This is a genomic window from Streptococcus mitis, assembly GCF_023109235.1.
Lineage (GTDB): Bacteria > Bacillota > Bacilli > Lactobacillales > Streptococcaceae > Streptococcus > Streptococcus mitis_DA.
Map to the genome: position 1 here is coordinate 196112 of NZ_JALDUC010000002.1, position 25449 is coordinate 221560.

General features: G+C 39.6%; 29 protein-coding genes, 1 tRNA gene and 1 pseudogene. 12 read left to right on the top strand and 19 right to left on the bottom strand.

Features of this window, described 5'->3' with window-relative positions; all coding sequences use genetic code 11:
- Window positions 1-393: 393 nt before the first annotated feature.
- Window positions 394-1920 carry an ATP-binding cassette domain-containing protein gene (locus M1F55_RS02230; protein ID WP_247947192.1) on the top strand — a complete coding sequence of 509 codons (1527 nt, stop codon included), beginning with the start codon at window positions 394-396 and terminating at the stop codon, window positions 1918-1920.
- 45 nt (window positions 1921-1965) lie between these two features.
- On the opposite strand, the gene htpX is transcribed toward M1F55_RS02230, so the two are convergent.
- Complete coding sequence (gene htpX / locus M1F55_RS02235; protein ID WP_000895765.1) at window positions 1966-2865, bottom strand: zinc metalloprotease HtpX; 900 nt, start codon at window positions 2863-2865, stop codon at window positions 1966-1968.
- A gap of 1 nt (window position 2866) precedes the next feature.
- On the bottom strand, window positions 2867-3427 hold the full coding sequence (locus M1F55_RS02240) for a LemA family protein (protein ID WP_000219823.1): 561 nt from the start codon (window positions 3425-3427) through the stop codon (window positions 2867-2869).
- A gap of 93 nt (window positions 3428-3520) precedes the next feature.
- Between M1F55_RS02240 and rsmG the strand changes: the two genes are divergently transcribed.
- Together rsmG and M1F55_RS02250 are read left to right on the top strand one after the other, a co-directional pair.
- Window positions 3521-4234: a 16S rRNA (guanine(527)-N(7))-methyltransferase RsmG gene (gene rsmG / locus M1F55_RS02245; protein WP_000801943.1), complete on the top strand. Its 714-nt coding sequence runs from the start codon at window positions 3521-3523 to the stop codon at window positions 4232-4234.
- Between the two features lie 203 nt (window positions 4235-4437).
- The gene (locus M1F55_RS02250) at window positions 4438-5721 is read left to right on the top strand and encodes a uracil-xanthine permease family protein (RefSeq protein ID WP_060628761.1); all 1284 of its coding nucleotides are present in this window, start codon (window positions 4438-4440) and stop codon (window positions 5719-5721) included.
- Between the two features lie 247 nt (window positions 5722-5968).
- On the opposite strand, the gene ffh is transcribed toward M1F55_RS02250, so the two are convergent.
- The 3 genes from ffh to M1F55_RS02265 form a co-directional block, all read right to left on the bottom strand.
- On the bottom strand, window positions 5969-7540 hold the full coding sequence (gene ffh, locus M1F55_RS02255) for a signal recognition particle protein (protein ID WP_000863622.1): 1572 nt from the start codon (window positions 7538-7540) through the stop codon (window positions 5969-5971).
- An 11-nt stretch (window positions 7541-7551) separates the two neighbouring features.
- Window positions 7552-7884 carry a putative DNA-binding protein gene (locus M1F55_RS02260; RefSeq protein WP_000402066.1) on the bottom strand — a complete coding sequence of 111 codons (333 nt, stop codon included), beginning with the start codon at window positions 7882-7884 and terminating at the stop codon, window positions 7552-7554.
- A 91-nt stretch (window positions 7885-7975) separates the two neighbouring features.
- Window positions 7976-8353: a YwiB family protein gene (locus tag M1F55_RS02265; RefSeq protein ID WP_080673739.1), complete on the bottom strand. Its 378-nt coding sequence runs from the start codon at window positions 8351-8353 to the stop codon at window positions 7976-7978.
- A 71-nt stretch (window positions 8354-8424) separates the two neighbouring features.
- Here M1F55_RS02265 and M1F55_RS02270 point away from each other — a divergent pair, with 71 nt between their 5' ends.
- Together M1F55_RS02270 and yidA are read left to right on the top strand one after the other, a co-directional pair.
- The gene (locus M1F55_RS02270; protein ID WP_247947193.1) at window positions 8425-9729 is read left to right on the top strand and encodes an HD domain-containing protein; all 1305 of its coding nucleotides are present in this window, start codon (window positions 8425-8427) and stop codon (window positions 9727-9729) included.
- Between the two features lie 12 nt (window positions 9730-9741).
- Entirely contained in the window at window positions 9742-10548 is an 807-nt protein-coding gene (yidA, locus tag M1F55_RS02275) for a sugar-phosphatase (protein WP_247947194.1), read from the top strand.
- Between the two features lie 54 nt (window positions 10549-10602).
- On the opposite strand, the gene M1F55_RS02280 is transcribed toward yidA, so the two are convergent.
- The 6 genes from M1F55_RS02280 to M1F55_RS02305 form a co-directional block, all read right to left on the bottom strand.
- Window positions 10603-10674, bottom strand: a tRNA-Arg gene (locus M1F55_RS02280).
- A gap of 42 nt (window positions 10675-10716) precedes the next feature.
- Window positions 10717-11064, bottom strand: a complete 348-nt coding sequence (gene rplS, locus M1F55_RS02285; RefSeq protein ID WP_001068669.1) for a 50S ribosomal protein L19 — start codon at window positions 11062-11064, stop codon at window positions 10717-10719.
- Between the two features lie 118 nt (window positions 11065-11182).
- The gene (gene crcB, locus M1F55_RS02290; RefSeq protein ID WP_247939887.1) at window positions 11183-11512 is read right to left on the bottom strand and encodes a fluoride efflux transporter CrcB; all 330 of its coding nucleotides are present in this window, start codon (window positions 11510-11512) and stop codon (window positions 11183-11185) included.
- Complete coding sequence (crcB, locus tag M1F55_RS02295; protein WP_219966602.1) at window positions 11506-11880, bottom strand: fluoride efflux transporter CrcB; 375 nt, start codon at window positions 11878-11880, stop codon at window positions 11506-11508. Before crcB (M1F55_RS02295) ends, crcB (M1F55_RS02290) begins: the two co-directional genes overlap by 7 nt.
- Window positions 11877-12143, bottom strand: coding sequence for a chorismate mutase (locus M1F55_RS02300; RefSeq protein WP_020900337.1), 267 nt, complete (start codon window positions 12141-12143; stop codon window positions 11877-11879). The genes crcB (M1F55_RS02295) and M1F55_RS02300 overlap by 4 nt, the downstream gene beginning before the upstream one ends.
- 115 nt (window positions 12144-12258) lie before the next feature.
- Entirely contained in the window at window positions 12259-12702 is a 444-nt protein-coding gene (locus M1F55_RS02305) for a flavodoxin (RefSeq protein WP_001162128.1), read from the bottom strand.
- 103 nt (window positions 12703-12805) lie between these two features.
- On the opposite strand from M1F55_RS02305, the gene M1F55_RS02310 reads away from it, so the two are divergent.
- Together M1F55_RS02310 and M1F55_RS02315 are read left to right on the top strand one after the other, a co-directional pair.
- On the top strand, window positions 12806-13741 hold the full coding sequence (locus M1F55_RS02310; protein ID WP_247939888.1) for a DHH family phosphoesterase: 936 nt from the start codon (window positions 12806-12808) through the stop codon (window positions 13739-13741).
- Window positions 13742-13836: 95 nt separating this feature from the next.
- Window positions 13837-14079, top strand: a complete 243-nt coding sequence (locus M1F55_RS02315) for a type B 50S ribosomal protein L31 (protein WP_000710764.1) — start codon at window positions 13837-13839, stop codon at window positions 14077-14079.
- A gap of 147 nt (window positions 14080-14226) precedes the next feature.
- On the opposite strand, the pseudogene M1F55_RS02320 reads toward M1F55_RS02315, so the two are convergent.
- A pseudogene (locus M1F55_RS02320) lies at window positions 14227-15031 on the bottom strand (IS5 family transposase).
- A gap of 391 nt (window positions 15032-15422) precedes the next feature.
- Here M1F55_RS02320 and M1F55_RS02325 point away from each other — a divergent pair.
- From M1F55_RS02325 to M1F55_RS02345, 5 genes are all read left to right on the top strand, one after another.
- Entirely contained in the window at window positions 15423-16010 is a 588-nt protein-coding gene (locus M1F55_RS02325) for a recombinase family protein (RefSeq protein WP_247939709.1), read from the top strand.
- A gap of 237 nt (window positions 16011-16247) precedes the next feature.
- The gene (locus tag M1F55_RS09075) at window positions 16248-17126 is read left to right on the top strand and encodes an N-acetylmuramoyl-L-alanine amidase family protein (protein WP_255262221.1); all 879 of its coding nucleotides are present in this window, start codon (window positions 16248-16250) and stop codon (window positions 17124-17126) included.
- A gap of 33 nt (window positions 17127-17159) precedes the next feature.
- On the top strand, window positions 17160-17624 hold the full coding sequence (locus M1F55_RS02335) for a hypothetical protein (protein ID WP_049547095.1): 465 nt from the start codon (window positions 17160-17162) through the stop codon (window positions 17622-17624).
- Between the two features lie 4 nt (window positions 17625-17628).
- Window positions 17629-18675, top strand: coding sequence for a DUF6287 domain-containing protein (locus M1F55_RS02340; protein ID WP_247939708.1), 1047 nt, complete (start codon window positions 17629-17631; stop codon window positions 18673-18675).
- 222 nt (window positions 18676-18897) lie between these two features.
- Window positions 18898-19197, top strand: coding sequence for a YbaB/EbfC family nucleoid-associated protein (locus tag M1F55_RS02345; RefSeq protein ID WP_247939707.1), 300 nt, complete (start codon window positions 18898-18900; stop codon window positions 19195-19197).
- 72 nt (window positions 19198-19269) lie between these two features.
- Here the strand turns inward: M1F55_RS02345 and M1F55_RS02350 are convergent, their stop codons facing one another.
- The 7 genes from M1F55_RS02350 to glmU all read right to left on the bottom strand — a co-directional run bounded on the left by M1F55_RS02350 (window position 19270) and on the right by glmU (window position 25419).
- A complete protein-coding gene (locus tag M1F55_RS02350; protein WP_247947195.1) occupies window positions 19270-21033 on the bottom strand; it encodes a glycerophosphoryl diester phosphodiesterase membrane domain-containing protein in 1764 nt (587 codons plus the stop codon).
- A gap of 8 nt (window positions 21034-21041) precedes the next feature.
- Window positions 21042-21632: a 3'-5' exonuclease gene (locus M1F55_RS02355; RefSeq protein WP_049547260.1), complete on the bottom strand. Its 591-nt coding sequence runs from the start codon at window positions 21630-21632 to the stop codon at window positions 21042-21044.
- A 252-nt stretch (window positions 21633-21884) separates the two neighbouring features.
- Complete coding sequence (gene rocS, locus M1F55_RS02360; RefSeq protein WP_000021242.1) at window positions 21885-22376, bottom strand: chromosome segregation protein RocS; 492 nt, start codon at window positions 22374-22376, stop codon at window positions 21885-21887.
- A gap of 76 nt (window positions 22377-22452) precedes the next feature.
- On the bottom strand, window positions 22453-23145 hold the full coding sequence (locus M1F55_RS02365; protein WP_247947196.1) for a 5'-methylthioadenosine/adenosylhomocysteine nucleosidase: 693 nt from the start codon (window positions 23143-23145) through the stop codon (window positions 22453-22455).
- Window positions 23146-23161: 16 nt separating this feature from the next.
- Window positions 23162-23473 carry a cell wall synthase accessory phosphoprotein MacP gene (gene macP, locus M1F55_RS02370; protein ID WP_049547262.1) on the bottom strand — a complete coding sequence of 104 codons (312 nt, stop codon included), beginning with the start codon at window positions 23471-23473 and terminating at the stop codon, window positions 23162-23164.
- 11 nt (window positions 23474-23484) lie between these two features.
- Window positions 23485-24030 (bottom strand): NUDIX hydrolase, encoded by a 546-nt coding sequence (locus tag M1F55_RS02375; RefSeq protein WP_033688949.1) that lies wholly within the window; start codon window positions 24028-24030, stop codon window positions 23485-23487.
- A 9-nt stretch (window positions 24031-24039) separates the two neighbouring features.
- A complete protein-coding gene (gene glmU / locus M1F55_RS02380) occupies window positions 24040-25419 on the bottom strand; it encodes a bifunctional UDP-N-acetylglucosamine diphosphorylase/glucosamine-1-phosphate N-acetyltransferase GlmU (RefSeq protein ID WP_049547263.1) in 1380 nt (459 codons plus the stop codon).
- Between the last annotated feature and the right edge of the window lie 30 nt (window positions 25420-25449).

Here is a 25449-nt window from a genome sequence, read left to right on the forward strand (position 1 = left end):
AATATCCTGAAAGGTATAGTATAGAGATACTAATACTCGGAGGTAAGGGAGACATGAACAACTAAGTCTATCAAATAAAGAACCTTTATTTAGTAGATCTTGTTTTTGTCTCTTTTTGTGTACTCTTTTATGCTCTTTTTCTGGCATTTTATACTCAATGAAAATCAAAGAGCAAACTAGGAAGCTAGCTGCAGGTTGCTCAAAGCACTGCTTTGAGGTTGTAGATAAGACTGACGAAGTCAGTTACATATATCTACGGTAAGGCGACGCTGACGTGGTTTGAAGAGATTTTCGAAGAGTATTAATAGAGTTTTTTGACATAAACTTTGGCTCTACTAGGTAAAGTAGAGCTTTTTGTTATGCACTATTGGACATTCTAGAAAGGGCAATCATATGATAAAAATCAATCACCTGACCATCACACAAAACAAAGATTTACGAGATCTTGTCTCTGACCTAAGCATGACCATCCAAGACGGGGAAAAAGTAGCTATTATTGGAGAGGAAGGAAATGGCAAATCAACCTTACTTAAAACTTTAATGGGGGAATATTTGTCTGATTTCACTATCAGGGGAGACGTCCAGTCTGACTATCAGTCACTGGCCTATATTCCTCAAAAAGTCCCCGAGGAGCTGAAAAAACAATCTCTACACGACTACTTCTTTTTAGATTCTATTGATTTAGACTACAGTATCCTTTATCGCTTAGCTGAAGAGTTGCATTTTGATAGTGATCGTTTCGCAAGCGACCAAGAGATCGGGAGCCTCTCCGGTGGCGAAGCTTTGAAAATTCAGCTCATCCATGAGTTAGCCAAACCCTTTGAGATTTTATTTTTAGATGAACCTTCAAATGACCTAGACCTTGAGACGGTTGATTGGCTAAAAGGTCAGATTCGAAAGATTCAGCAAACCGTTATTTTCATTTCCCATGATGAAGACTTTCTTTCTGAAACGGCTGATACCATTGTCCACTTGCGACTGGTCAAGCACCGGAAAGAAGCAGAAACGCTAGTAGAGCATTTAGACTATGATCGCTATAGTGAGCAGAGAAAGGCTAATTTTGTCAGACAAAGCCAGCAAGCTGCTAACGACCAAAGAGCCTACGATAAAACCATGGAAAAACATCGGCGAGTCAAGCAAAATGTAGAAACTACGCTTCGAGCTACCAAAGACAGTACTGCCGGTCGCCTATTGGCTAAAAAGATGAAAACTGTCCTCTCACAAGAAAAACGCTACGAAAGGGCAGCTCAGTCCATGACCCAAAAGCCACTTGAAGAGGAAGAAATCAGACTTTTCTTCTCAGATATCCAACCATTACCGGCCTCTAAAGTCTTAATCCAACTGGAAAAGGAAAATTTGGCCATTGGCGGCCGAGTTTTGGTTCAAAAACTACAACTAACTGTCCGTGGCCAAGAAAAAATCGGTATCATCGGCCAAAATGGTGTTGGTAAATCAACTCTGCTAGCCAAGTTACAGCAACTTCTTAATGATAAAAAAGAGATTTCCCTTGGTTTTATGCCACAAGATTACCAGCAAAAACTGCAATTGGAGTTATCCCCAATCGCCTATCTCAGCAAAACTGGGGAAAAAGAGGAACTGCAGAAAATCCAATCTCGCTTAGCCAGTCTCAATTTCAGTTATCAAGAAATGCAGCATCAAATTCGCTCCTTATCTGGCGGGCAACAGGGGAAACTTCTGCTTTTGGATTTAGTCTTGCGCAAACCAGACTTTCTCCTGCTAGATGAACCCACACGAAACTTTTCTCCAACTTCTCAACCCGAACTCAGAAAACTCTTTGCCACTTATCCTGGTGGTCTCATCACTGTTTCGCATGACCGTCGTTTCTTAAAAGAGGTCTGTTCAAGCATCTATCGCTTAACAGAACACGGTTTAGAGGTAGTTAATTTAGAAGATTTATAAATTTGCAACATAGCAAAAATCCAGAGACAACCTCTGGATTCTTTTTTACATATGTTTTAAACGTTCAATCCGTTCTGAGATAGGTGGGTGGGTATAAAAGAGTTTTTGGAACCCTCCCCCTTTCTTGGGATCATTGATATAAAGTGCACTGCTGGCATCATCGACAGGACGACTCATCGGTTTACTATTATCCAACTTACATAGAGCATTAATCATCCCTTGAGGATTACGAGTCAACTCGACACTGGAAGCATCAGCAAGGAATTCCCTCTGACGAGAAATAGCTAGTTGTACCAAGGTGGCAGCAAGAGGTGCCAGCACAATAGCTAGTAGAGAAACTACGAGCATAATGATTTCTAAGCCATTTCCATCTCGGTCATCATCACTTCGTCTGCGACCTGCTCCACCCCACCACATCATACGACCGGCCATACTAGAAAGCATGGTGATAGCACTAGCAAGGGCAACAGCAATAGTCGAAATACGGATATCGTAATTACGAATATGACTGACTTCATGTCCCATAACAGCTTCTAGTTCTTCACGATTCATGATAGCTAGGAGACCTGACGTCGCAGCAACCGCTGCGTTTTGAGGGTTAGAACCTGTCGCAAAGGCATTTAAGGCTGGATCATCAATGATGAAAACACGAGGCATAGGAATCTGAGCCACCATAGCCATATCTTCCACTACATGGTAGAGGTCTGGTGCCGTTTGTTCATCCACCTCACGCGCTCCATTCATGGACATGACGATCTCTGTCGATTGAAAAATCATGGACAAGGCATAGATAAAGCCGATAATCAGTGCGATAACCAAACCACCAAGCCCAGATCGCATAAAGAGGTAGCCAACCGCATAGCCAACAAGAGCTAAGAGTAGGAAAAATACCAACAATAAAATCCAGGTTCTTCGTTTATTGCTTGCAATTTGATCAAACAACATCTTAGTCACCTAAACCGCTAAAATCAACTTTAGGAACTGACTTTTCCTCTTCTGGTGTTTGAAGGAAATCTGCTGCTTTAAATCCAAACATTCCAGCGATAATATTGCTTGGGAAAGTTTCTAATTTTACATTGTAGTTGCTGACAACACTGTTGTAGAGTTGACGGGAGTAAGAAATTTTATTTTCTGTGTTTGTCAACTCCTCTTGCAATTTAACAAAGTTGGCACTAGCTTTCAAATCTGGATAGCTTTCTGCAACTGCAAAAATACCTGAAACCTGACGAGTGAGGGCATCACTAGCTTTCATAGCTTCTGCTGGTGAAGTCGCTGCTGCCACTTGGTTACGCAGTTCTGCCACCTTTTCAAGGGTAGAACCTTCATATTTGGCATAACCTTTTACAGTCTCAATCAAGTTTGGCAAGAGATCATTTCGACGTTTCAACTGAACATCAATCTGACTCCAAGCCTCCTTTGTTTGCATACGATTCTTAACCAAACCGTTATAGCTAACAATTACAAAAATAACAATAAGAGCGATAACTCCAAGAATAATCCAAGTCATTATATAAGTCCTTTCTACTTTTAGATTAGTACCAGTATATCAAATTTTTAATGATTGTGGTAAAATAAGATAATACTAAAGAAGGAAATAACTATGAAACCAGAAACATTTTACAACCTGCTTGCCGAGCAGAATCTTTCACTTTCGGACCAGCAAAAAAAACAATTTGAACGCTATTTTGAACTCTTGGTCGAGTGGAATGAGAAGATTAATTTGACGGCTATTACAGATAAGGAAGAAGTCTATCTGAAACACTTTTACGATTCGATTGCACCCATTCTGCAAGGCTTAATTTCAAATGAAACTATCAAACTTCTTGATATTGGAGCCGGGGCAGGATTTCCTAGTCTACCGATGAAAATTCTCTATCCTCAGCTAAATGTAACTATCATTGATTCTCTCAACAAGCGCATCAACTTCCTCAAACTTTTGGCTCAGGAACTGGATTTAGACGATGTTCATTTCTACCATGGACGTGCCGAAGATTTTGCCCAAGACAAAAACTTCCGTGCTCAGTATGATTTTGTAACGGCTCGTGCGGTTGCCCGTATGCAAGTCCTATCTGAATTAACTATTCCCTACCTTAAAGTTGGCGGAAAACTATTGGCACTCAAGGCTAGCAATGCTCCTGAGGAATTATTAGAAGCTAAGAATGCCCTCAACCTCCTTTTTAGTAAAGTAGAAGACAATCTCAGCTACGCCCTACCAAATGGAGATCCACGTTACATCACAGTGGTAGAAAAGAAAAAAGAAACACCAAATAAATATCCAAGAAAGGCTGGCATGCCCAACAAACGCCCGCTTTAAATTTTTTAGTAAAAAATGTTTACAAAGTTCGGAATTTCTGCTATACTATCACAAGCAAAGGTTTTTAATGTCATCCCGTGAGGTGACGAAGACGCAGAAATACTTGAAACTCTTTAAAGTCTAGATTTTAGAGAAGTCTTACTCTGAGGGCCTATTGCTGTAAAATAATGGGCTCTTTTTTGATGCCCAAAAGTGAGGTTTATATGAAACAAGAATCAACTGTTGATTTGTTACTAGACGTTGACCAACGTCCTTCGGCTGGAAAAGGAATTCTCCTTAGTTTCCAACACGTTTTCGCCATGTTCGGTGCGACCATCTTGGTACCCTTGATTTTGGGAATGCCTGTATCTGTTGCCCTTTTTGCTTCAGGTGTCGGGACACTCATCTATATGATTTCAACTGGATTTAAAGTTCCAGTTTATCTAGGTTCTTCTTTTGCCTTTATCACAGCAATGTCACTGGCTATGAAAGAAATGGGTGGTGATGTATCTGCTGCTCAAACAGGAGTTATCTTGACTGGTTTGGTCTATGTCCTTGTGGCTGCAGGTGTTCGTTTTGCAGGTACAAAATGGATTGATAAACTCTTGCCACCAATCATCATCGGACCTATGATTATCGTTATCGGTCTGGGACTTGCAGGTTCAGCTGTTACCAATGCTGGTCTTGTAGCTGACGGGAATTGGAAAAATGCTCTTGTAGCCGTTGTTACTTTCTTGATTGCTGCCTTTATCAATACAAAAGGAAAAGGCTTCCTACGAATCATTCCATTCCTCTTTGCCATTATCGGTGGTTACCTCTTCGCACTAACTCTTGGTTTGGTTGACTTTACACCAGTTCTTAAAGCTAACTGGTTTGAAATTCCTGGTTTCTACTTGCCATTTAGCACAGGTGGTGCCTTTAAAGAATACAATCTTTACTTTGGCCCAGAAACCATCGCTATCTTGCCAATCGCTATCGTAACAATTTCTGAACATATCGGAGACCATACTGTTTTGGGTCAAATCTGTGGTCGTCAATTCTTGAAAGAACCAGGTCTTCACCGTACTCTTCTTGGTGACGGTATCGCAACTTCTGTTTCTGCCTTCCTTGGTGGACCAGCCAATACAACTTACGGAGAAAATACAGGGGTTATCGGTATGACTCGTATCGCTTCTGTCTCAGTTATCCGTAACGCTGCCTTTATCGCGATTGCCCTTAGCTTCCTTGGTAAATTCACTGCCTTGATTTCAACTATTCCAAACGCTGTACTTGGTGGTATGTCAATCCTTCTCTACGGAGTTATCGCAAGTAATGGTTTGAAAGTCTTGATTAAAGAACGTGTTGACTTCGCTCAAATGCGTAACCTAATCATCGCAAGTGCTATGTTGGTCCTTGGACTTGGAGGAGCTATCCTTAAACTTGGTCCAGTTACCCTTTCAGGTACTGCCCTATCAGCCATGACAGGAATCATCTTGAACTTAATCTTGCCATACGAAAATAAAGACTAATACTCTTCGAAAATCTCTTCAAACCACGTCAACGTCTCCTTGTCGTAGATATGGTTACTGACTTCGTCAGTTCTATCCACAACCTCAAAACAGTGTTTTGAGCAACCTGCGGCTAGTTTCCTAGTTTGTTCTTTGATTTTCATTGAGTATAGTAGTCTAAACATATCAAAAAACGAGCATTTCCAATTACGGAAGTGCTCATTTTTCTTCTTTATAAAAAAGGAAAGCCCTACGGCCTTCCCTTGTCTTACTTACGTTTCTTCTTCGCCTTTTTCATTTTGTTAGCCATGCGTTTCATAGACTGTTTCATGGCAAATTCACCGATTTTACCTTTGAGTCCGCCACCAAACATCTGACTCATATCTGGCATTCCTGCTCCTCCTAGAGCTGACAGGTCAGGCATACCGCCTTGTCCCATCATTCCTTCAAGGGCAGACATATCCATTCCTCCCATATTTGGCATATTCTTAGGAAGGTTGTTTGGATTGATTCCCATTTGCTTCATCATCTTGTTCATATCTCCAGACATAACACCCTGCATGAGTTGTTTAGCCTGGTTAAAGTCTTTGATGAATTTATTGACTTCTACAAAGGTATTTCCAGAACCCGCAGCGATACGACGGCGGCGGCTTGGATTTAACAAATCTGGGTTTTCACGTTCTTCAGGTGTCATGGAAGACACAATGGCACGTTTACGAGCAATCTGACGCTCATCTACCTTCATGTTTTGAAGGGCTGGATTGTTAGCCATACCTGGAATCATCTTGAGCAAGTCTTCCATTGGCCCCATGTTTTGTACCTGATCCAACTGATCAATGAAATCATTGAAATCAAAGGTATTTTCGCGCATCTTCTCAGCCATTTCAAGGGCTTTTTGCTCATCGTATTCCTGAGAAGCTTTCTCAATCAAAGTGAGCATATCCCCCATACCAAGGATACGGCTAGACATGCGGTCTGGGTGGAAGGTTTCAATGTCCGTAATCTTTTCACCTGTACCAGTGAACTTGATTGGTTTTCCGGTAATGTGACGAACAGACAGAGCAGCACCACCACGAGTATCACCATCAATCTTGGTAAGGATGACCCCCGTCACTTCCAGCTGAGCATTAAACTCACGCGCAACATTGGCCGCTTCTTGACCAATCATGGCATCAACCACGAGGAGAATTTCATTTGGTTGAGCCAATGCTTTCACGTCACGAAGCTCATTCATCAGAAGCTCATCAATCTGCAAACGACCTGCCGTATCAATCAAGACATAGTCATTATGATTAGCTTGGGCTTGTTCCAAACCTTGACGAACAATCTCCACAGCTGGAACCTCTGTTCCAAGAGCGAAAACCGGCACATCAATCTGTTGTCCAAGAGTTTTGAGCTGATCAATGGCAGCTGGACGATAAATATCCGCCGCAATCATCAAAGGACGAGCATTTTCTTCTTTCTTGAGTTTGTTGGCCAATTTACCAGCAAAGGTTGTTTTACCAGCCCCCTGCAAACCAACCATCATGATGATTGTAGGAATCTTAGGTGACTTGATAATCTCAGCTGTATCAGAACCTAAAACAGCTGTCAGTTCCTCATCAACGATTTTAATAATCTGTTGCGCAGGATTAAGGGTATCAATGACCTCATGCCCGACTGCACGCTCACGAACTTTCTTGATAAAGTCCTTTACAACAGGCAAGGCAACGTCGGCCTCAAGCAAGGCCAAGCGAATTTCTTTGGTTGCCTCTTGGACATCAGATTCAGAGATTTTTCCTTTTTTACGTAGATTTTTAAAGACGTTCTGCAAACGTTCTGTTAAACTTTCAAATGCCATTTTTCTTCCTCTTATTCTCTATTATCAATGCTTGTTAAAATTTCTATCTGCTCCTGCAGAAAGTCATCCTTGGGATAGCGCTCCAAAATCTGGTCAAAAATTTGACTGCGGACAATGTAGTCCGAGTACATGTGCAATTTCATCTCATAATCTTCCAGAATCTTTTCTGTCCGCTTGATATTGTCATAGACAGCCTGACGACTAACACCAAACTCCTCGGCAATCTCAGCAAGGCTGTAATCATCAGCATAGTAGAGCTCTATATAATTCATTTGCTTATCTGTCAAAAGCGCCGCATAAAATTCAAAGAGCGCATTCATACGATTGGTTTTTTCGATTTCCATAACTTTTATTATACCAAAAATTAGCCTAATCTACCACATTAGCAGGCTAATCCGAGAAGATAGCTAGCAAAAATTTGAAAAAAACAAGAGACTAGCACCAAGTAATTTCCAATTGATAGCTGGCAAAGGGATGTCCCTCTTGATTTTGTAGTTGATAATCTAGTTCAATCTTTTGCCCATCAACTTGATAATGGCTCGTTTGGATGATAAACTCCTGCATGCCCGTAGGTGTGGGAATATAGGCTAAACTATCACTATCCTTTAAAAAGCGCATAATGGTCTTGGGATTAGAAAATCGGCTCATCACCAGTTCTTGACCATGAAATTTAATAACCACTTTTTCCTTTTCCTCATTATAGAAAAGCAGGTAGCTATAATCTCCTTTTTCATGCACTTCCACATCATAGAGTTGGTCAATCACTTCCAACTGCTCATCAAACTGAATCCTATTTCGCATCCGAATCTTCACATCAAGTCCTCTTTCTTGTCTCTTGTCTTACTATTTTACCAAAAAGAGCAGGATTTTGCTATAATGGTCATATGAACGAAAAAGTATTCCGTGACCCAGTTCACAACTACATCCATGTCAATAATCAAATCATCTATGACTTGATTAATACAAAAGAATTTCAGCGTTTGCGTCGAATCAAGCAACTGGGAACTTCCAGTTATACCTTCCACGGTGGAGAACACAGTCGCTTCTCTCACTGTCTAGGAGTCTATGAAATTGCACGACGTATCACAGAGATTTTTGAAGAAAAATATCCTGAAGAATGGAATCCTGCTGAGTCTCTCTTGACCATGACCGCTGCACTCCTTCATGACCTCGGACATGGTGCCTACTCCCATACTTTTGAACATCTCTTTGATACAGACCACGAAGCTATTACTCAGGAGATTATCCAAAGTCCTGAAACGGAGATTCACCAAGTCCTACTACAAGTAGCGCCAGATTTTCCAGAAAAGGTGGCCAGTGTCATCGACCATACCTATCCTAACAAGCAGGTCGTGCAACTCATTTCTAGCCAGATTGATGCGGACCGCATGGACTATCTCTTGCGCGACTCCTATTTTACAGGAGCTTCCTATGGAGAATTTGACCTGACTCGCATCCTCCGAGTCATTCGTCCTGTCGAAAATGGCATCGCCTTTCAGCGCAATGGCATGCACGCCATCGAAGACTACGTCCTCAGTCGCTACCAGATGTACATGCAGGTTTATTTCCACCCAGCAACACGTGCCATGGAAGTTCTCCTACAGAATCTCCTCAAACGGGCTAAGGAACTTTATCCAGAAGATAAGGACTTCTTTGCACGAACATCTCCATATCTCCTTCCTTTCTTTGAAAAAAATGTGACCTTGTCTGATTATCTGGCTCTGGATGATGGTGTGATGAACACCTATTTCCAGCTATGGATGACCAGTCCTGACAAGATTCTAGCAGATTTATCGCAACGCTTTGTCAACCGCAAGGTCTTTAAATCCATTACCTTTTCACAAGAAGATCAAGACCAACTCGCTAGCATGAGAAAATTGGTTGAGGACATTGGCTTTGATCCCGACTACTATACTGCCATTCATAAGAACTTTGACCTCCCTTATGATATCTATCGTCCCGAATCTGAAAATCCACGGACACAGATTGAGATTTTACAAAAAAATGGTCAACTGGCCGAACTCTCTAGCCTGTCTCCTATCGTCCAATCCCTTGCTGGCAGTCGCCACGGAGATAATCGTTTTTATTTCCCGAAAGAAATGTTGGACCAAAACAGTATCTTCGCAAGCATTACCCAGCAATTTTTACACTTGATTGAAAACGATCATTTTACCCCAAATAAAAACTAGAAGAGGAATTTTATGAGTATTAAACTTATCGCCGTCGATATTGACGGAACCCTAGTCAATAGCCAAAAGGAGATTACTCCTGAAGTCTTTTCTGCCATCCAAGATGCCAAAGAATCTGGTGTCAAAGTTGTGATTGCAACTGGCCGCCCTATCGCAGGTGTTGCCAAGCTTCTAGACGACTTGCAGTTGAGAGACGAGGGTGACTATGTGGTGACCTTCAATGGTGCCCTTGTCCAAGAAACTGCTACAGGACATGAGATTGTCAGTGAATCCTTGACCTATGAGGATTATCTGGATATGGAATTCCTCAGTCGCAAGCTCGGTGTCCACATGCATGCCATTACCAAGGACGGTATCTACACTGCAAATCGCAATATTGGAAAATATACGGTGCACGAATCAACCCTCGTCAGCATGCCCATCTTCTACCGTACACCTGAAGAAATGGCCGATAAAGAAATCGTCAAGTGTATGTTCATCGATGAACCTGAGATTCTTGATGCTGCGATTGAAAAAATCCCAGCAGAATTTTACGAACACTACTCCATCAACAAATCTGCTCCTTTCTACCTCGAACTCCTTAAAAAGAATGTAGACAAGGGTTCAGCCATTACTCACTTAGCTGAAAAACTCGGATTGACCAAAGATCAAACCATGGCTATCGGTGACGAAGAAAATGACCGTGCCATGCTGGAAGTCGTTGGTAACCCCGTTGTTATGGAAAATGGAAATCCAGAAATCAAAAAAATCGCCAAATACATCACTAAAACAAATGACGAATCTGGCGTTGCCCATGCCATCCGTACATGGGTACTGTAAAAGTGAAGAATATACGAAAACCGCTCGGCTGAGCGGTTTTTGATGTCTAATTACTGCCCCCTGCAGGAATCGAACCTGCAACTACTCCTTAGGAGGGAGTTGTTATATCCATTGAACTAAGGGAGCTAGATAAAAACTCTGCTGAAGAAGCAGAGTTTTTTAGTCGAATTAACGACGGATTTCTTTGATACGAGCTGCTTTACCTTGAAGAGCACGCAAGTAGTACAATTTCGCACGACGTACTTTACCGTAACGTACAACTTCGATTTTTTCAACACGTGGAGTGTGGATTGGGAAGATACGCTCAACACCTACACCGTTAGAGATTTTACGAACTGTATAGTTTTCTGAGATGCCAGCACCTTTACGTGCGATAACAACACCTTCAAAAATCTGGATACGTTCACGGTTACCTTCGACAACTTTCGCGTGTACACGAACAGTGTCACCAGGACGGAATGATGGGATATCTGTACGAAGTTGACCTTCAGTCAAGCTTTGGATTAATGGATTCATTTTATTCTCCTATCTTTGTCAATCTTGAGGAATCTTCCTCAGCGGATAAACTGTATTTTTGTGCGTCCATTACACACAAGATACAGTTTACCAAATTTCCACAAAAAAGTAAAGAAATTTATAGCAGAATTCCTAAAAAAATCGCAATCAAACCACCTAGGTAGGTCAAAGCCAAATAAGAATAAAATACCTTCTTATCACTTAACAGTCTTTGCAGTTCATCATTCAAGGTCGAAAAAGTTGTCAGACCGCCACAAAATCCAGTTGCTAGAATAGCATAGACTTCCTTAGACTCCACATGGTTGTAGAGCAAGCCAATCAACAAACACCCTAAAAGATTGGCTATGAGCGTTCCAAGTGGCAATTTAGAAGCTTGATTATAGCGGGAAAAGAAATACCGTACCAGGGCTCCAAGACCACAAGCGATTGCAAGATAGACCATTACCATTTTTTCCTCCCTAGAAAATAAGCCAAAAGTAGGCCTCCACCAATACTCAAAAGCAAATACATAACTAAACTAAGATAGCGCCCTGTATCAAGCAGTTTCACAGCATCAAGCATGAGACTGGAAAAGGTTGTTAAACCGCCACAAAAGCCCGTCCCCAGTGCTAAAATAACGCCTTTACTGGTTCCTTTATAGACCAGATATCCCTTGACAAGATAAACCAGGCAGAAAATTCCCAGATAGTTTACAAAGAGAGTGCCCCAAGGAAAGTCTGGACTGGCTGGTAACCAAGTAGAAACAAGGTAGCGCACAAGTCCGCCCACCATGGCAGCTAGAAAAATTCCTAGCGGATAAAATTGTTCTTTTTTCATTTGATGTTTTGATCCTGATAATCACGCGAACGTTTGAGTATGTCAGAAAAAGTCGCTACAATAGTCTCCTGATAGCTCTTGTCCTCTACACGACTTCTAACCTTTTCAAAAATAACTTCTTCTCTCTTGGTATCTAAAATCGGTTTACCTGAAGCTTTCTTATAGGCAACTACCCCCTCAACCAAATGCATTCGTTCTTCTAACAGTTTGACAATTTGATCGTCAATTTGATCAATTTCTTGACGAATAATATCTAAATCCATACAATCTCCTCCTTTATTTGAATTATTGTATCAAAAAGCCACCAAATAGGCTAGTAAAATCCCAACTCACGATAAGAAAAATGCACTGATTGATTACATCAGCGCACTTTTGTGCTTATCCTACTTTAGCAGCCAATTCTTCTGCGAATTGTTCCAAGCGTTCAATATCTTCTTCCTCGGCAGAAAGATCAACTTTAACACACTCTGAACCTTTTTCTGCTCCTGTTGACACAAAGACACGGTCAAAGTCATCAACAGCCTTACAGAATTCATCGTAGAAGGTATCTCCTGAGCCGACCACTCCGTAGATTTTGCCATTCAAGTTGAGATCTGCTAGGTCTTCGTAGAAGTCCATCATCTCATCTGGCAATTCTCCATCACCATAAGTATAGGTCGCAACGATAGCGATGTCTGCTTCCAAGAAGTCTGAAGCGTCAACAGTTGTACATTCATCAACATCGACATCCAAGCCCAAGTCACGTAATTTGTCTGCTACAATATCTGCAATTTCTTCGGTATTACCGGTCATACTGGCAAATACAATTTTTGCTAATGCCATATCGTCCTCCTCAATTTATCTTTCTCCATTATATCACATCTTTTTCATTTTAAAAATAAAAATTCTTGTGCTACAATGAAATGAGAAAGAATTGAGGTTATTTATGGAAATTTGCCATCAAATTTTAGAAAAAATTAAAGAATACGATACGATTATCATTCATCGTCATATGAAACCAGACCCTGATGCCTTGGGAAGTCAGGTGGGATTGAAAGCTCTTCTCAAACATCATTTCCCAGAAAAAACTATCAAAGCAGTTGGTTTTGATGAACCAACTCTTACTTGGATGGCTAAAATGGATCTTATTGAAGATAGTGCCTACCAAGGTGCACTTGTCATCGTCTGTGATACGGCGAATACTGCTCGTATTGATGATAAACGCTATATTCAAGGTGATTTTCTCATTAAGATTGACCACCATCCAAATGATGATGTATATGGTGACCTATCATGGATCGATACTAGTTCAAGCAGTGCTAGCGAGATGATTACCCTATTTGCCCAAACAACTCAACTGGCCTTGTCAGATCAAGCTGCTGAGTTGCTTTTTGCTGGTATTGTTGGTGATACAGGTCGCTTTCTTTATCCTTCTACGACTGCACGAACTCTTCGCCTGGCTGCTTATTTGAGAGAACATAACTTTGACTTTGCGGCTCTCACTCGCAAAATGGACACTATGAGCTACAAAATTGCTAAACTTCAAGGCTATATCTATGACCGTCTGGAAGTGGATGAAAATGGTGCAGCTCGCGTTATCCTGAGTCAAGAAGTCTTGAAACAATTCAATGTCACCGATGCTGAAACTGCAGCCATTGTCGGTGCTCCTGGACGTATTGACAGTGTGAGTCTCTGGGGAATTTTTGTGGAGCAGGCTGATGGCCACTACCGTGTTCGCTTACGCAGTAAAATTCATCCTATCAATGAAATTGCCAAAGAACATGATGGAGGAGGCCACCCTCTAGCAAGTGGTGCCAATTCCTATAGCCAAGAGGAAAACGAAATCATCTACCAAAAGTTAAAAAACTTGCTTAAAAACTGATAAAATACTTGCCAAACTTTTCATAATCTGATAGACTAGTATGGTAACAATCTATGGCTCGCAAAGAGACCATGGCAGAAAGGAAATATTGCAAAATGAAAAAAGATATCCATCCAGAATATCGCCCAGTTGTCTTCATGGACACAACTACTGGTTACCAATTCCTTAGCGGTTCAACAAAACGCTCTAACGAAACAGTTGAGTTCGAAGGCGAAACTTACCCATTGATCCGTGTGGAAATTTCATCAGACTCACACCCATTCTACACTGGACGTCAAAAGTTCACTCAAGCAGATGGACGCGTGGATCGTTTCAACAAAAAATACGGTCTCAAATAATGATAAAAAGACAGCTTCGGCTGTTCTTTTTTGTTTCTTGAAATCAACTGCTGTTTCCATGTTCCAAACTCAAAAAAACTTTGCACTCTAGCTAGCCACGCGATGGTTGCTAGAGTACAAAGTTTTTTTATTAGACTTCCTGCGAAACTAGAATTCTAGTTCACAGTTGATAATTCCAGCAATCAAATTCATTCGTAATCCAAATCGTTTACGTCGATTTCAATAGGTTGTTGAAAACATTTTAAACGTTTTTACTTTGGCCAAAATATTCTCAACCTTGATTCTCTCTTTAGATAGCACATGATTATAGGATTTATCTTCAAGAGTTAGTGGCTTAAGTTTGCTTGATTTCTTCGGAATTTGCGCTTGTGAATACATCTTCATGATCCCTTGATAACCACTGTCTGCCAAGATTTTACCAGCTTGTCCGATATTTCTGCGACTCATTTTGAACAACTTCATATCATGACAATAGTTCACTGCAATATCCAAAGAAACAATTCTCCCTTGGCTTGTGACAATCGCCTGAGCCTTCATAGCATGACATTTCTTTTTACCAGAATAATTGGCTAGTTGATTTTTTAGGACGATTGATTTTTACCTCTGTTGCATCCACAATCACCGTATCCTCAGCACTAAGATGAGTTTTTGAAATCGTAAAGCCACTTTGAATAAGAGTTGCTTCAACCCATTGACTCCGACGGATTAAGTTGCTTTCGTGAATGCCAAAATCAGCCGTAATTTGTTCATAAGTGCGGTATTCTCGCATGTATTGGAGAGTAGCCATGAGGAGGTCTTCTAGGCTTAACTTAGGGGTTCGTCCACCTTTTGCGTGTTTAAGTTGATAAACTGTTTTTAACACAGCTAACATCTCTTCAAAAGTAGTGAGCTGAACACCAACAAGGTGCTTAAATCGTGCATCAGTTAATTGTTTACTTACTTCATAATTCATAGTTTTATTGTATCATATTTTGTTTCGCAGGAAGTCTACTTTTATTTTCCACTGCCAAGCACAATTCTTAGATTCTCTCAGAAAAAGATTAGACTTTTAACCCCAAAATTGATAAAATAAAAAGGAAAATAAGATAAAAGGAAACTATAAATCACCATGATGAACATGCAAAAATTGAACATACTGTTTTTAATTTTTGTAAACATCAAAAAGGTTGGTTTAAAAGGATTTTAAGCCCTTAAGATTTTTTATCCAACACTACTATTCACGCATCCAAGACAAAATCTTGGCAAAAAAATACAGTAGCAAAGAGTACACCAAACTACCACTCATTATGGGCGGTAGTTTTCTTTTCGTCTAAAATAGAGATAAAAAGATAGGTGGTAGCCTTATGCGTTACGGTTATGTTCGAGTATCTACAAGAGAACAAAATATTGATAGGCAATTTTCAGCCTTGGTAGAAAACAAATTAGCAAAAGAAAATATTTTTATTGATTATGTTTCAGGAAAGGATTTTGACAGAATCGAATATCAAAAATTATTAACTACCTTGAAGGAGAATGATGAATTAGTTATTAAATCAATTGATAGATTGGGAAGAAACTATGATGAAATTTTAGAACAATGGCAATCAATTACTAAGAAAAAGAAAGTAAATATAACTGTTTTAGATTTCCCCTTATTAAACACAAAGAACAGCGATGACAATATCACAGGAAAACTAATATCCGATATCGTTTTGCAAGTTCTATCTTATGTGGCACAGTTTGAAAGAGAACAAATCAAACAAAGACAAATGGAAGGAATACGAGAAGCAAAGAAAAAAGGGAAAAAATTCGGTAGACCAAAATTGATTGCCCCGGATAATCTCCCTGATGTAATAGCTCAATATACCAAAAAAGAAATAACCTTACGAGAAGGTGCAGACATCTTAGGAGTATCAAAAAGCACCTTTCATAATTGGATAAAAAATTCATAGTTCCTGTCAAAAAACCTAGGATTTTTTGGACAGGAAATACACTTTATTTTAGAACTATTTTCGTTAGAAAAAAGGTTCTAAAATCCAGCATTTTGACCGATTATTATTACACTACCATTCTATCAAGTTTGTCCAAAAAAGTCTAGATTTTAGGACAAACTGATTACTTTACAACAAATAAAAATAGGGAGTATCAAATGAATGCACAAACAAACTAAAAAATTTACACTTGCAACTATCTCAGCTCTATCACTTCTTGGCACTGGAGTTATCACAGCTAATCAAGTATCAGCTAGCGAGAATACGAGTACTGAAAAACAAATAGAAGCAACAATTACAAAGGTTGAAATTGATTATTTTGGACTTAGCTTCGAAGGAAAACTTTCAGAGCCACTACCACATGGAGGTGATAATGCTGCTAAGGGAAATGTTACTTTGATTGATAAAGCGACCGGAAAAATTGTGTACCAAAGTCACGATGCTGTCATTTTTAGTGGCTTAACTAAAGATGTCAGTGATCAATTTTTACAACCTTTATTTTATAGCAATCAATTTAAAGGTGATATTTTTGTTTCAGAACAATTTCCAGATGGAACATATATTTTGGAGATGTCTGGAGAAGCTGGTTCGCCTTACGGTGACTTAACTGATACAAGAAAACGTGTCTTTAAAGTTAGAAAAGATGTGACTATCGGAAATCCTTCTACAAATTCAAATACTAACACAACAACTCAATCAGGTTCGAATTCTAATATCTCAGGTAGTTGGCTACAATCTGGTTCTCGTTGGTGGTACAAACACGCCGACGGTTCCTATACAACTAATGGCTGGGAAAAAATCAATGGTGTTTGGTATCGTTTTGACAACTCTGGCTGGATGCAAACTGGCTGGGTAAAAGACGGTAGCTGGTACTATCTCGACGGTTCAGGTGCGATGAAGACAGGTTGGGTCAAAGATAACGGTAGCTGGTACTATCTTCAAGACTCAGGCGCTATGAAAACTGGCTGGATGAAGGTATCTGGTAAATGGTACTATGCTTATAGCTCTGGTGCACTAGCAATCAATACAACGACCCCTGATGGCTATCGTGTTAATTACAACGGTGAGTGGGTTTAACATACAATAGAAATAGATTAAGGAGACAATTATATGAACAAAGTTATAAAAATTGAAGATGAAACAGTTTATGTTGGAAAAGGTGATAATGGCCAATTTACTGCAATTTCAAGAAAAAGTTTTGGTTTTGAACCACAAGTAGGTGATTACGTAGAATTTTATCAAAACGGTGATGAGTATATTGTTTCAAAAATAGATAACACATCTCCAGCTAGCTCTAGCCAACATTCAAATGGAGTGAGTGATAAATCTAAACTGGCCGCAGCCTTATTTGCCCTATTTTTAGGAGCACTTGGTGGATACGATTTTTACATCGGAAATTCCAAACAAGGATACAAGCGTATCGGCATAACTCTGCTAGCTATCATTCCTATTTTATTGCCATTTGTTTTACTAGCAAATGCAATTTGGAATATTATAATTACTATTCAAGTTTTAACGTCCAAAACTGGTAGCAAATGGCACCAAGATGCTCAAGGTTTAGAATTGCAAGATTAAACATATGAAAAAATTATTTCTATTCAGTATTAGTATTTTAGCTATCTCTATTTTAACGGCTTGCCAACATCAGAGTGAAAATACTTCTGCAACAAGTTCTGAAGCGATTGCCTCAAGTACTAGTTCCACTTCTTCCACATCGGAAGAAAAGAAAACTGACTACACCCTGTACAATCCTATCCTTAAAGAATATGCCAAAGTATTAGATGGTTCACCAGCTTCACATACAGAGGTCAATTCAAAAGCAAACTTAAAAAATACTTATCCTAAAGAATATTCTGGATTACAGTATAGCTTGTATGATTTAGACCAAGACGGTACGGACGAACTTTTGATTGCCCTAAAAATGGATTCTAACTATTACGATTTATTAGATATTCGAACTCTTAAAAATGACGAAGTTATTCGACTGACCAATGCAGAAAACAATCTGGACTTTATTGGAGAGCGAGTACATTTTAATCCTTTAGAAAATGGCTATTTCCAATTATCTACCCGTGTATCTACTAATCAAATCCAAGTTAAACTATACAAGTTAAATCAGGATGGAACACGGTTAGAGTTAATTAGCGAATCAGATACAGAAGAGGGACTGGGGACAAAACCACCTTCCCTTGATATAAGATCTTTCTCTTGGAAGTCTGTCACAAGTCTCATAAATGGAGAAACTAGCCTTCCGTCAGAAAGCAAAGGGATGGATATTTCTGCAATTCAAAATGGGGATTTTTCTAGTGTCTCAGGAACTTGGAGGAATCGTTCAGGTATTGAATTTACTTTCGACAAAAATGGTTTAGTAAGTGATAAGTCCAAAATTTCAATTGAACATGCTAAAGAAATTGACCACTATCTTAAGGCAAATTCTGTTTCTAAAGATGGAGGTGCTGGTGCAGCTATTGCCTTTTTACCAGCAGGAATCCCTATAACTATGTCTGTCACCTCTTCTACAGATAATGGCTATACCGACTCATCTGATATCACACAAGACCGCTTATGGTTTGGACAACAACTTATCAATGGTAGTACTGAGGGATTTTTCTATAAAGTAGAATAGTGTTAGTAAACCCTTAAACGAGCTCATAAAATATCTAGCAACTTTTCATAAACACATATAGGATAAATATTCTTATGCTCTGAGAATATCTATCCTATATTTTTATTCCATCTACATCCCTATCGATACTTGATGAATTCTCTCTAAAAAAGATTAGACTTTTAACCCCAAAATTGATAAAATAAAAAAGAAAATAATTGAAAAAGGAAACTGTAAATCACTATGATGAATATGCAAAACATGATGCGCCAAGCACAAAAACTTCAAAAACAAATGGAACAAAGTCAAGCAGAACTTGCTACTATGCAATTTGTTGGCAAATCTGCTCAAGACCTTGTTCAAGCGACCTTGACTGGAGATAAGAAAGTTGTCAGCGTTGACTTCAATCCAGCTGTCGTTGACCCAGAAGATCTCGAAACTCTTTCTGATATGACCGTTCAAGCCATCAACTCTGCTCTTGAACAAATCGATGAAACTACCAAGAAAAAATTGGGTGCTTTCGCTGGAAAATTGCCATTCTAAGCATAAGAAAAACAAGTATTCAAGAGAATACTTGCCTATCATGGGAGGAACAACTGTTCCTCTTTTTGCTTACTAAAAATTAAAGAATTCCATGGCCTGTTTGAAAAGCAATTCCGTATACTCTGGGTCTTCTTGGGCAATGGTAACCTGATCTTGAATCATTTCCAAGTCATCCGTTATCATGCCATTTGCTCCCAAATGAACAGATTTATCAAAGGACTCTGAACTATTGATAGTCCAAACGTACAATTTCTGATCGGTATTCCAAAGCTTGTTGACAAAATTTTCATCCAAGGTTGAATACTCCATGGTGTAGCCTGTGGCTTTCGTTCTTGGAAAAATACTATTGTAAGGTAGAATGAAATAGACTGGAATTTGTGAGTCGTAGGCTAGCACCTGGTCAATCACATGGTAGTCTAAGGACTGCATTTGGTGGCCATTCTGCTTAATGATGGCTCCATATTTGTCCATAAAGCGTTTCATCATATCTGAGCTATCTTTTCGACTAGTTTTAATCTCAATGAGGAGTTTTTGATGCAATTCATTAGCTTTATTGAGATAGTCATCAAAACTAGACACCTTGCTATGATAACCATTTTCTGAAATATCGAGTTTGGTCAATTCCTCCAAGGTTAAATCCTGAGGTTTGGCATTAACTCCTGTCAAATTCTTGATATTGGCATCATGCATCATGACAAACTGGCCATCTTTTGTTTCCTGAACATCCGTCTCAACGAAGTCTGGAGATAACTGAGCGGTTTTTTCTAGTGATTGGACGGTATTTTGCACACCATTCTTATTAGATACTCCCCTGTGAGAGATAATCAAAGGTTTATTAGCAACTGGAGCTTCTAAATAAACATAACCCTCAAGAGCGAAAAAGATAGCAGCACATCCCATCACTCCCCATCTCATCCAGTGGTCTTTCTTTCTCCTTGGTGTGATTTCTAATTCTTCTCCTGTTAAGAAGGAAACAAACTTAATGAGAAAGTAAGTCAAGGCCATATAGTGGAAATTCTTGATTAAAACAAAGTTGATAATTCCTAGCACAAGAGATTCCTTATGGGTCAAACCATCCATCAGCACCTGACTTGCTAATATTGGAATCAGTAAAAGAATGAAAAATAGGTAGGTTTTGACGATAATCCAAAGCAAGTTCCAAATATAAAACCAGGAGTGCTTTCTTGTCTTTTCTAGACTGTATCTGACTGCTTCTTTGACTGTTTTCTTCTCAAATAAAAGCTGAGGTAGGGCAAACATGAAACGCACTGAAATGTAAAATAGAAGTAAAGCCAAAATAGTAACCACTATACCTACTAGCCAATACTTGTCTTCAACATAATCAACGATAAAGTCTGGAATGACGATTTTATTGAGATAGTAAATCTTTAAAATCTTTCGAATCAATGGAAAGAGCATCATGACATAAAAGAAGATAAAGGCTATCTTGGAAAGCGTCACTTGCTTCATAAACAAGATACTTTGGCGAAAGACCTTACGACTGTACTCCAGCAAGGTCCTTTTTTTATGGCATAATAAATGCCGAGCACCAATAAAGAGAAGTCCTATCTGGTAATAGGCGACCAGTAAATTAACGATTACCAAAATAAATAAAGCAAGACTAATAAATGGCGAACCCTTTATAATGGCAAAAATATTGTTGTAGGATAGAAAGAGATAACCTGTCTGACGGAGCAAAAGTCCAGCAATCCAAGAATTTGACGGTAACCAGACAAACTCAATCATCATGAAAGTCAAGAAAAAGAGAAAGAGTATTTTATCTAGATTAAAGTATATCTGCTTAAAACCTAGATTTTTAGGTTTTTCAGGTTTCATAGGCACTCCTAATCAAATAATTGAGACAAGTCTAAGCCTCCAAAAGGATTGTTCGATAGGCCACTTTCTGCCCCTAACAATTCTCTAGCTTTATCCGACTCTAGAAAGTACTCGTAAACACGCGCCGTCATTCGAGCATCCTCTAAGCTATTATGAGACTGACCTTGAAATCCAAGAAACGAGGCAACGGTTTGCAATTTGAGATTGGCAATACCATGTAAATCCGAACTCCGACGTTCAAAAGCTTCATCATACAAATCCACCTTATACTGCTGGCTGTAGTCTAAACCATGCTCTGCTAGAATAGGCAAATCACTTTTAGCAGCATTGTAGCCTACCATGGGTAAAGAACCCACAAACTCTTGGAAATCTTTTATAACTTTCTCCACTGGAGGAGCATCTTTTAAGATCTCAGCTGTAATCCCAGTCAAACCATTGATAAAACTCTTTAGAGGCACACTGGTATGGACATAGGAATCATAGGCATCGATTTCCTGACCATCTCTAAAACGCACTGCCGATACTTGAATCAAGTGTGTTTGCCCTTCATGCTGATTAAATTCTAAATCGAAAGCAATGTAATCTTCTAATCGTTCCATTATATACCTCTCCTATACTGTTATTTTATACTCTTCGAAAATCAAATTCAAACCACGTCAACGTCGCCTTGCCGTAGATATATGTAACTGACTTCGTCAGTCTTATCTACAACCTCAAAGCAGTGCTTTGAGCAGCCTGCGGCTAGTTTCCTAGTTTGCTCTTTGATTTTCATTGAGTATTACTTGAGCAACTATACTATTTAGAAACAAAAGAAGCCATCAGGTTAGCATTTAACCTAAACAGCTCCTTGATTATCCTCCAAATAAACGAGCAAAAAAGCCTTTCTTAGTTGATTGGACTTCTTCTTTTGCTTGGTCCAGCTCTAGCTTAAGATTTTCTTGATCCTTCATGGCTTGAAGGGTCAATTGTTGCTGCTGATCGAGTTGTTTGTCTTTCTCAGCAATCTGGCGGTCTTTGATACGCATCTGCTCATCTTTTTCTGATAACTGGCGATCCTTGGCTTTTAATTGTTCATAAAGGCGGAGAATTTCTGCATTCTTCTCATCAACCAGAATCTCCATCAACTCACGTTGCTTGACATCCTCACTGACAGGCTCATCTTCAAAAATCGTTTTTTTATAGATTTCTTCTAGCTTAATCAAGCCACTTCTGGTAACGACTGTTACCCCTTTGTCATTTTTATCTGTGTCTTCTTCTGGTAATTCTTTGACACGGTTATTGATTGCTTGGCGAGATAATCCTAAGACCTCTGCAATCTCACTGACGGTCATTTCAATACTCATAATATCCTCTGAAACGTTTTCTAGCTTTTCTTTACTTAAATCTTATCATAAGCTAGAAAAACTGTCAAATTTTCGCTTAATCTAAAGCCTTCAAAAAGGCTAATAAGACTTGAGCAGAGCGACGTCCAGCTTCGATAATAAACTCATCAAAAGAGATGTTTGCTTCATGGTTGGCATTGTCACTCATAGCTCGGATGACTAAGACTGGAAGCTTAAGAGCATGCGCTGCCTGAGCAATAGCTGCTCCTTCCATCTCAACTGCTAAAACTTCTGGAAAATGGGACTTAATCGCTTCTATCTTGTCATTTCCTGCAACAAAACTATCTCCTGTAGCAATCAAACCAAGATGCCAGTTCTGGTCCAATTGAGATAGACTCTCTTGGATTTGAGCAATAAAGGTTTTATTTGATTCGAAATAAAGTGGTTGTTGCGCCATTTGTCCATAAGCATAGCCAAAAGCTGTAACATCCACATCATGATAGGCTAATTTGTCAGCAATCACAACATCCCCAACAGCAATACCTTCTGCTACCGCCCCAGCTGATCCCGTGTTAATCAAAGCATCCACTTGAAAATGATCAGCCAAAATCGCCACACTCATGGCAGACATGACCTTACCAATTCCACTTTCTACAAGAACGACTTCATGCGAGGCAATGGTTCCTGTATGATAGGTATTCCCTAAAATAACTTGCTCCTGGGCATTGTCTAAATACTGGACCAGATAAGCCAGTTCTTCTGGCATAGCCGCAATAATTCCTATTTTCATTTCAATTCCTTTTCTATTACAAAAGTTTCATTGCTAAGACAAGCAAAATCAAGAGAAAGATGACAGCGAATAAGATTTTATTCAACTTAGAATTGAAGACATTTCTCTTGGTATTTTCAATGCGACGGCTTTTATGAATAGACGGTTCGACCTGAATCTTCAAGGTTTCCTGGCTAAAACCATGATCCTTAGGTTTGGCATAACCAAAACGGGAAGAAGAGGTTGGTAAAATTTTTGTCTCCTCATCATCTAGTAAAGGAGGACCTGAAATTTTTTCGCCTCTATTAGCCCTTTCAATCATTTCATCCGTTAATAAAGGTTTACCCATACTGACCTCCTCTATTTTTTCTGCAATTCCCAATACTGAACAGCCATAATTGTCTTGGCATCGCAGATATGACCTGATTGGATCAATTCCTTGGCTTCTTCTAAGCTCACTTCAAGAACTTCCAAGGTCTCATCTTCATCCTGCGGACGCGGATTTTCCACTTTCGTCAAATCGCTTGCTAGGTATAGTTTTAATTTTTCATTACAAAAGCCAATGGCTGAATAAAAGTCATACAAAAGTTCTAATTTCCCTGTATAGGCTGTTTCTTCCTCTAATTCACGAAGGGCTGCTGCAACAGGGTCTGTATTTTCTCCTACTTCCAACTTTCCGGCTGGAATTTCGTAAGAGACTGCCTCGATAGCTTTACGGTACTGCTTGACCAAGATGAGTTTTTGCTCATCGGTTACGGCTAAAACGCAGACAGCTCCATTGTGGAAAATCAAATCACGTTGGGCAGTTCCCTTACCTTCTGGTAATTCAACCTGGTCTTGAACCAGTTTAAAAATTGGTCCTTGATAGATTTCTTTTCGACTAAGCGTTTTTTCTTCAAATTCCATGATAGGCTCCTACTGATTCTTAGGATGATGAGGAAGGCGAGTTGCATATTCGTCTTTATTGACCTGACGTCCACGACCAATAGCAATAGCATCCGCTGGAACGTCTTTGGTAATAGTTGAACCCGCACCAACGAGGGAATTGTCACCAAGTTCTACTGGCGCAATAATGGTTGAATTTGAACCAACAAAGACATTGTTACCAATGACTGTTTTGTATTTGTTTTTGCCGTCATAGTTGACTGTAATAGTTCCTGCACCAAAATTAACCTTGCTACCCACTTCACAGTTTCCGATATAAGTCAAATGACCAGCCTTAGTATTCTCGCCGATAGAAGAACCTTTCACCTCAACAAAGTTTCCAATATGAACTTGGGCACCCAGACTTGAACCTGGACGAATGTGAGCATAAGGACCGACTGTCACACCGTCTGCAACACTACTTTCCTCAATCATAGAATTGGTAATGACAGCTCTTGCTCCGATAGTGCTATCCACCACATAAGTTCCATTTGTCAAAACAGTCTCAGCACCAATTTTCGTTTGCCCTTTCAAGGTAACGTTGGCTTCGATTTGAACTTCGGGCGCAATCTCAACATCAATATCGATATAAGTTGCTTCTGGGTTGACAAAGCTAACTCCATTGACCATGTGTTGGTGATTGATGCGACGACGCATAACCGACTCAGCAGTCGCAAGTGCTACACGGTCATTTACTCCAAGACTCTCATCAAAATCTTTCAAAGTATAAGCGCCAACTTTTTCACCAGCTTCACGGAAAATGCCAATGACATCTGTAATATAGTATTCGCCTTGAGCGTTATTGGTATTGATATTTTTCAAAGCCTCAAAGAAACGCTCGTTATCAAAAACGTAAGTTCCAGTGTTGATTTCCTTGATTTGCTTTTCAAAATCTGTAGCATCCTTCTGCTCAACAATACGAAGGACCTCCGCATTGTCATTACGAACAATTCGTCCATAGCCAAAAGGATTATCCGTTTCAGCAGTCAAGATAGTGGCCACATTTTTATGATTGATGTGAAAATCAATCAAGTTTTTCAAGCTTTCACCTGTGATTAAAGGAGTATCCCCTGCAATGACCAAGGTGTGACCTGACAAACCTTCTAAGATAGGCTCCGTCATCATAACTGCATGGCCAGTACCCAACTGTTCAGATTGAGTCACAAATTCTGTCTGTCCAGCCAAGACCTGCTCAACCAATTCCGCCTTGTGTCCTACAACTGTTACTGTCTTTTCAGGTTGGATAGCTCCCACACTACGGAAAACATGTTCCAGCATAGAAATACCCGCAACCTTGTGCAACACTTTTGGCAAATCAGATTTCATGCGAGTCCCTTTACCCGCTGCTAAAATAATGGCATAATTTGACATAATCTTCTCTTTTCTCTAGAAATTCCCTTT